This window comes from Actinomycetota bacterium (assembly GCA_018830725.1).
In the GTDB taxonomy this organism is placed as follows: Bacteria; Actinomycetota; Humimicrobiia; order JAHJRV01; family JAHJRV01; genus JAHJRV01.
This window is the reverse complement of the sequence record JAHJRV010000073.1, coordinates 1-7104: the sequence shown is the minus strand read 5'-3', so window position 1 is coordinate 7104 and position 7104 is coordinate 1. Positions and strand designations below refer to the sequence as shown.

Below are 7104 nucleotides of genomic sequence, written 5' to 3'. Positions count from 1 at the left end.
CTGAAAGTTCTTTTATCTTTTTCCTTCTTATTTTAAAATCATCCTCTCTCTGCAACTAATACTCCTTTTTAAAAATTGAATTCAAATGAAATTGTAAAACAAATTAAGTCTTATAATTCCATAAATAATTTCAAAACAAATCCTTTTGTGGATTTTCCTTTTTTACTATTAAGATAATTTCTTTAATTAATTTTTTAGCAGTTTCTAAATATGATTTTGCTTCTCGATAGGTTATGTGATTTTTAGAATTATATATAAAATTATGTCTTAACCTTCTCATTCTGTTAAATCTACTTATAAGATTTTTATATTCATCACTGAGTATTAATTTAGTAAATTCAACAATTGTTTTATGAGATTTCATTTATGTTGGTAAATAACCTTTTGAATACATCAAAGCTCTACTTGCTCTAAGCATTGAATGATAAGTAATAGTGAATGACCATGTTAAATCAATCTTAAGATTAGCCTCTGCTGCTTCTAAATCTTTTAAAGATCTTTTTAATTGATAAGCTATCTGTTTAAAATTTGGTCTTTGTCTTTTTATAAGTTTATCCTTCAGCAATCTTTTGTAATTCATGCTCATCCCCTATAACTATAATTTTCTTGTCTTTCAAAATTTCCAAAATGAAAGGTTCTTTTTCTTTAATCTCTTTTTTAATTTCACTCATGGTATAAATTTTGTAATTTATCTCTCGTTTCAACTGGTTTTCCAATCTATCTAATTCTATAATCAGCTTATCTTCATCTGGACTACCGATAATTATAAGATCAACATCTGATAAATAATTTTCTTTTGATTTGGCATAAGATCCATAAATAAAGACAAGCTTAACATCACCAATTTTTTCAAATATTTTTTTTATACCACCTTTAATACCTATAGTCTTAAATACTATACTTTTTAATTCTTTATAAAGAGGGTATTCTTTATTTAGATAAAAATATTTCTGATTTCCACGTTTAATTGACTTAAAAATTCCTTCATTTTCTAATCTAGAAAGTTCTCTCGATAAATTGCCTGGGTCTTCGTTTATAATATTTGCGATTTCCCTTAAATATAGATTAGAATCAGGATTAGTAAAAAAATAAGACAATATTTTTCGTCTTAAATTAGACTTTGATATTCCCAAAAAATTCATCATAATCATTTTTTCCTTTCACAATAATTGTAGTATAAATACACAACAATTGTAGTATAAATCTACAACAATTTCAAGTTTTAATCTTTTAGTTATCGTAATAATTTTTACATAAATTCCTTGAGTAATCCTTTTTCAAAGAATTAATAAAAGAGGAAGAGATTAAATTAATTTTAAATTCCATATATAATTATTTATTTTAATTCTTTTAATAATTCTTTTATGTAACCAGCATTGGTGTTGGTTTCTTCTGCTAAGAAGTTTAAATCTTGCTCGGTAAGATCTTTTGGTTTAATGTTATTTTTTTCTAATGTATTTTTTAAATAAGATTTTCTTATTCTATCTAAATTTACTTCTTTAGCTTTTATCTGATTTGATTGTTCTGGAATAACTATCTTTCTACCAGGTATATTTTCTTTTGGATCACCTCTGTATATTTCTATACCTTGTTTTTTAGCAAATGTAAGCTGAGCAGTAGGATGTTTACCAGCACCAGTATATTCAGTTTCTTGAACCACAATTATATTATCATCTAGCATCTCTTTGGCAATAGAAACTGCTGCAGCAAGTGAACAGTTTCCAGCAGGTCCTCTCTCTATACCTTCAAGTTGAGCTAACATTTCTGTAACATAAAAAACTTCTCCCTGAGTTACAGTAACATATCTGTCCATATATCTTAAAGCTCTTGCTGCATTTCGTGGAACATCAGCCCTATCAGGCCATGTAGCGAAGGGAAACCCAAATCCTGTATGTCCAGTTGTAAATGACTTCCTATTAAAGTCTAAATCGCTAGCCATATGAAGTCCTGTTAAATCAACACTTGCAGCTATTACTTCAGTACTTTCTGCACCTGCTTTTAAAAGTCCCCTTGCTGTTCCAGTAACATTACCACCACCAGCATGGGTTACAATAACAGCTTCAGGAAATTTTCCATATTTAGCTTTTACATCCATTGCCACTTCATATCCCAAGGTTTCTATCCCTGCAACTCCAAAAGGAGTGTAAAGTGAAGCATTGAAATATCCAGTTTCTTCAAGAAGGAGAAGAAAAACATAGAATAATTCTGGACCAACAGTTAATTGATGAACCTCTGCTCCATATGACTCACAAGCTCTTCCCTTTTCAACTATCTCTGGCTGACCAAATCCTCTTGAGTCATAAGTCTCCTGAACTATTATACATTTTAATCCCCTCTTATTTGCTTGTGATGCAACAGCTGCTCCATAATTACCACTTGTAGCAGCTATTACCCCCTCATAACCTAATTTTTTAGCATGATAAACAGACACTGAGGCTCTTCTATCCTTGAAACTTCCTGAGGGATTTGCAGCTTCATCCTTAACTAAAATTTTAGCTCCATATCCAGGTTTTGAAAGTTTCTTAACTAAAAGATTAATATTTTTTACTTCAATCAGTGGTGTATTACCAACATTTGTCTGTTTTTGTATCTTAATTACCTCTTCTAAAGAGTATCCTGCTTTTTCCATCATACTTTCATAATCAAAGCCAATTCCAGGAAGTTCAAATTGGTCATAATCTAAACCAAGTGCTGCTTTTATAATCTTGCTCTTCCTACTCATCACAGAATTATAATCAGTTGCTTTTTTATCCATTTTTTTCCTCTTTCCTACTTCTTCCTATAATCTTCCACAGATCCTTACCAATAGATAACAGTCCAGGAACAGGTTCTCCAAAATTATGCTGATATACAGGATTTTTTGTTTTTAACTTCCCTACTATTTCCCTTCCTATAACAGTTCTTATTCTTACCTTATCACCCTTTTCTGCATCATTTAATAGAAACCCTTTTACCATTTCTTTTAGAGGAACTCTTTGAGTTTCCTCAGGAACTTGTGGAGCTCTCTTTCCCGGAGGAAGAATGATTCTGCTTATTTGAACCCAATCTCCCTTTTTTGCATATGACATTATTTTTCTCCTTTCCTATACTTACATTCTAAATATCTCTTTATAATCTACATTTAAAAATTAAAATATAAGTTCATATATATTATTTTAAGTATGAAATTTTTAAGTTTGAAATATCTTATTTATTATTAATCAAATTCTTATTATATTTTTAATTTTTATATATTTTATATACAATTAATCTGAATAATATGTCCTATGTCAAGACCTGACACCATTCTCTATAGTCTGACAAAATGGCGTGACAGAAAGGCATATCCATCATACTTTTTAATCCTGGGGTTGAATTTATTACGTGTGGAATCATGTTTACTGCAATTGCTACAGTTCCCACTCCCCCTCGTATTTCTGGTTTGATAGATAAATTAATTTCAGGTTTACCCTTTATTTTTATGTAATCTCCCGTTTCTATACCTTCTAATTCAGGCAGGATCTGTTGGGGATGTTCCAAAGTTATAAATGCTTTACCATTTTTTATTCCATAAGCTTTGTGATTGCAACCCGCTACCATACCAGGTTTTACTAAAACATGCGAAGTTTTTCTTAAAACATTTGATATTATAGGCTCTCTTGTCTGCTTTATCTCATCAAGTTTCCACCCTAAATATTTTGCAATTGTGCTTACAGATTCCAAAAAACCAATATGACCAACAATTGTACCGTCAGTAATTCCTTTTTCAAATTCACCAACAGTTATTCCTACCCCCTGGGTTTTCATCACAGTTGGACCATATGGAGATAGATCATTTATTCTTGAAGCTCTAATTTCATTAACCTCTAAACATACTCCAGTTAATGCAAGGATTAACGTATCCAATACAAAACCAGGATTAATACCAGTTCCTAAAACAGTTACATTATTTATTTTTGCTAAATTATCAATTTTTTCAGCTAACTCTTGATTTTTTATCCATGGATTATACATCTCTTCTGCAATTGTGATAACATTTATTCTCTTTTCTAAGGCAAGTTTAATCTGATGATAAACCTGTTCAACAAATGAAGTAGTACAATGAAGTAAAATATCAGCTTTGGTAGTTTCAAATAGAGATTTTGCGTCATTAGTAACCCGGATACCCAATTCTTTATCAAAATTTAATAATCTACCTAAATCCTTACCCTCTTTCTCCTTTCTTCGGGCTATGGCACCAACTATTTCTACTCCCTCTTTTTTAAACAATTCCTTGGCTATTATTGATCCCATATTTCCAAGTCCCCATAAAATAACCTTTACATTTTTCTCCATCAATCCTCCCAATTATCTGAATTTGAAATATTAATTTCTAATTGAATTAGCAAATAAGTTCATTGACAGTAACCTGTGAATAAAATTCACAAACAATTCATGAACAGTAAAACCTAATTTATTTATATATATTATATAAGAAGATATCAATATGAATTAATATCAATTACTAAGAAGTCTTGTTTTACTAATTTTATCATTTGATTATGATTTAGTGTAATCCATTAAAAAGGTGGTCAGAATTAGGTTTAGGATTGAATTATTTAACTCATATTATAAGACAACTTATAAGATATTTTTAAAAATGAATCGCACACTAAATACGCAATAAAATTATAAAAGTAGTGGGATCAAAACTGTTCTCATTTTTTAAATAGAAAATATTATTCTAAAGTATGTATAAAAATCTAACAAACATTTGACAGAATATCTTAAGTAAATTATAATTATTTTAGTTATATTAAACTATTTAAACTATTTTAGGAGGTTAAAAATGACGAAAGTTGTATATTGTAGAGACGTTGGTATGGACTGCGATGGTGTAGTCCGTGCTGAAACAGAAGAAGAGGTTCTACAGAAGGTAGCAGAACATGCAAAAAATGTACACAACCTGACAGAGATTTCTAAAGAGCTGGTCGAGAAAGTGCGAAAAGTAATGCGTGACGAGGAAAAAAGCGGTTGTTGCCAATAACGCGACTTTAAGAAACTAATGAAAGAGATAGGACAAAAAAGCATCACATAAAATAAGTCTTAGAACTTATGTATTAACATAAAAAGAGCAGTGACAAAACTGCTCTTTTAACTTTATATAAAACTTTAAAAAGTTTAAAAAAAGACATGTTTTTATTAAAATATTAGAAAGAGGAATAAAAAAATTAAACCAAAATTTACAATAACAAATATAATATAACCTCATAAGGAAAATTGTACAATAATTGTGATATAAAATACTAAAATATTATGAGAGAGCTTAAGGTTATAGATTTTAAAAAATTAATTGAATATAAAGAAGGTTTAAAACTTCAAAGATTTTATGAAGAAAAATCTCTTAATGGTAAAACTGATTTCCTTCTTCTCCTTGAGCATTATCCGGTAATAACTATTGGAAAAAGTGGAAATAGTTTAAATATTTTGTTTAATGAAGATGCATTAAAAAATAAAGAGGTTTCAGTATACCACACTGATAGAGGAGGAGATGTTACATATCATGGACCAGGACAATTGGTTGGGTATCCTATTTTAAATCTCAGATATTATAAAAAGGATGTCAAGTGGTATGTAAAAAGTTTAGAAGAAGTGCTCATAAATGTCTTAAATGAGTATGGAATAAAAGCAGAAATAATTCCAAAATTGATTGGAGTTTGGGTTAAGAATAAAAAGATTGCATCTATAGGAGTCAGGATTAGAAAATGGATAACCACTCATGGTTTTGCACTAAATGTTAATAATGATTTGACCCCCTTTTCCTACATAATTCCTTGTGGAATAAAGGATGTTGATATAACTTCAATGAAAGAGGTATTAAATAAAGAAATAGATATGAAGAAATTGAAGAAAAATATTATAAAAGAATTTAAAAGTATTCTTTAAATTTAAGTATCTGCACCTTCCACCTCTACCTACATGCTCTCACCAGAAGAGAGGATAAATAAACAGGGAAATATATCTACTCAAAGTTCACATTATTTCCTTACTTTTTTTCTGTAGCTTCCTTTTCATTCTCCCCTTTTACTGCTCTAAAAACATCTTTTAATACTTTTCGTGGTTCTTTCATTAATCTTTTTGGCAGAAAGGGTATTAGCGGGGCGATAACTTTAACAAGTTCTACTGTTAGTCTTTTTGGTTTTGTTAAAACCCTATCTATAAAATCCTCTGTAAAAACTGTCATCAGTTCTCTTCTATCCAATTCAACTTTACTATTACATTTATCACATTGTATACCTCTTATATGATCTCCAAGATAATTTATTGTATGGGTTGTTTCTTCTCCGCATTCAATACAATGTAAAATAGTTTTGGTTTTTTTAGTCATAAATTCACCTCAAATATTTGGTCTAATAAAATATTTAATTTAATAATTCAAAGATTTGAAAACTGACAAGCACTTTCCCCATAATTATAGCAGGAGAAGATTATTTAAACTAATTTATTAGGCTCTTGAAGAATTTTTCGTAAATATTGTAGAAATTTTGCTCCTGTCACACCATCTAATACCCTGTGATCCAAAGTTAATCCCAATTTCATCATTGGTTCTGCTGTAATCTTTCCCTCTTTATCTACAATTGGTTTTTTTGTTATTGCTCCAACTGATAATATACCTGCTTCAGGAAAATTTATTATAGGAGAAAAATAATCTATTTCAAACATCCCTAAATTTGTAATAGTAAATGTTGAACCTGATACGTCATCGAGTTCAAGTTTATTTTCCCCTGCACGATTTACAAGATCAACCCTTTTATCAGCAATTTCCTCTAATGATAATTTATTTGCATTAAAGATTACTGGAACAATTAAACCATCTTCCATAGAAGTAGCAAGACCAACATTAATATCTTTAAAAATAATTACTTTATCATCCTTTAGAGTAGAATTTAAAATTGGGTATTTCTCTAATGATAGTGCTGTTGCTTTAACTATTAAATCAGTATATGAAATCTTTTTTCCCTCTATTTCTTTATTTAACTTATCTTTTAAACTCTCTAGATTACTTATATCAATTTCAACATAAAGAGTAAAATGGGGAATTTCACTTATGCTTTTATACATTCTCTCAGCAATAGTTTTCCTTAT

The 7104-nt window shown here is 29.4% G+C and carries 10 protein-coding genes; 2 read left to right on the top strand and 8 right to left on the bottom strand.

Annotated elements, in window-relative coordinates:
* Positions 1–130: 130 nt before the first annotated feature.
* The 6 genes from KKC53_03605 to KKC53_03580 form a co-directional block, all read right to left on the bottom strand.
* Entirely contained in the window at positions 131–364 is a 234-nt protein-coding gene (locus tag KKC53_03605) for a hypothetical protein (GenBank protein ID MBU2598251.1), read from the bottom strand.
* Positions 365–580: a hypothetical protein gene (locus tag KKC53_03600; GenBank protein MBU2598250.1), complete on the bottom strand. Its 216-nt coding sequence runs from the start codon at positions 578–580 to the stop codon at positions 365–367. It abuts the gene before it with no gap.
* Complete coding sequence (locus KKC53_03595) at positions 552–1145, bottom strand: nucleotidyltransferase domain-containing protein (protein MBU2598249.1); 594 nt, start codon at positions 1143–1145, stop codon at positions 552–554. Before KKC53_03595 ends, KKC53_03600 begins: the two co-directional genes overlap by 29 nt.
* 191 nt (positions 1146–1336) lie before the next feature.
* Positions 1337–2722, bottom strand: coding sequence for a PLP-dependent lyase/thiolase (locus KKC53_03590; GenBank protein MBU2598248.1), 1386 nt, complete (start codon positions 2720–2722; stop codon positions 1337–1339).
* Positions 2723–2747: 25 nt separating this feature from the next.
* On the bottom strand, positions 2748–3068 hold the full coding sequence (locus tag KKC53_03585; GenBank protein ID MBU2598247.1) for a 2-amino-4-ketopentanoate thiolase: 321 nt from the start codon (positions 3066–3068) through the stop codon (positions 2748–2750).
* Positions 3069–3264: 196 nt separating this feature from the next.
* Positions 3265–4314: an NADP-binding protein gene (locus KKC53_03580; GenBank protein MBU2598246.1), complete on the bottom strand. Its 1050-nt coding sequence runs from the start codon at positions 4312–4314 to the stop codon at positions 3265–3267.
* Positions 4315–4807: 493 nt separating this feature from the next.
* Here KKC53_03580 and KKC53_03575 point away from each other — a divergent pair, with 493 nt between their 5' ends.
* Positions 4808–5005 carry a DUF1059 domain-containing protein gene (locus KKC53_03575; GenBank protein ID MBU2598245.1) on the top strand — a complete coding sequence of 66 codons (198 nt, stop codon included), beginning with the start codon at positions 4808–4810 and terminating at the stop codon, positions 5003–5005.
* 269 nt (positions 5006–5274) lie between these two features.
* Complete coding sequence (gene lipB / locus KKC53_03570; protein ID MBU2598244.1) at positions 5275–5904, top strand: lipoyl(octanoyl) transferase LipB; 630 nt, start codon at positions 5275–5277, stop codon at positions 5902–5904.
* A 100-nt stretch (positions 5905–6004) separates the two neighbouring features.
* Here lipB and KKC53_03565 read toward each other — a convergent pair whose 3' ends face one another.
* Both KKC53_03565 and KKC53_03560 read right to left on the bottom strand, forming a co-directional pair.
* Positions 6005–6346 carry a bh protein gene (locus tag KKC53_03565; GenBank protein MBU2598243.1) on the bottom strand — a complete coding sequence of 114 codons (342 nt, stop codon included), beginning with the start codon at positions 6344–6346 and terminating at the stop codon, positions 6005–6007.
* A 104-nt stretch (positions 6347–6450) separates the two neighbouring features.
* A partial coding sequence (locus KKC53_03560; GenBank protein MBU2598242.1) for a 2-oxo acid dehydrogenase subunit E2 occupies positions 6451–7104 on the bottom strand: 654 nt, incomplete at its 5' end.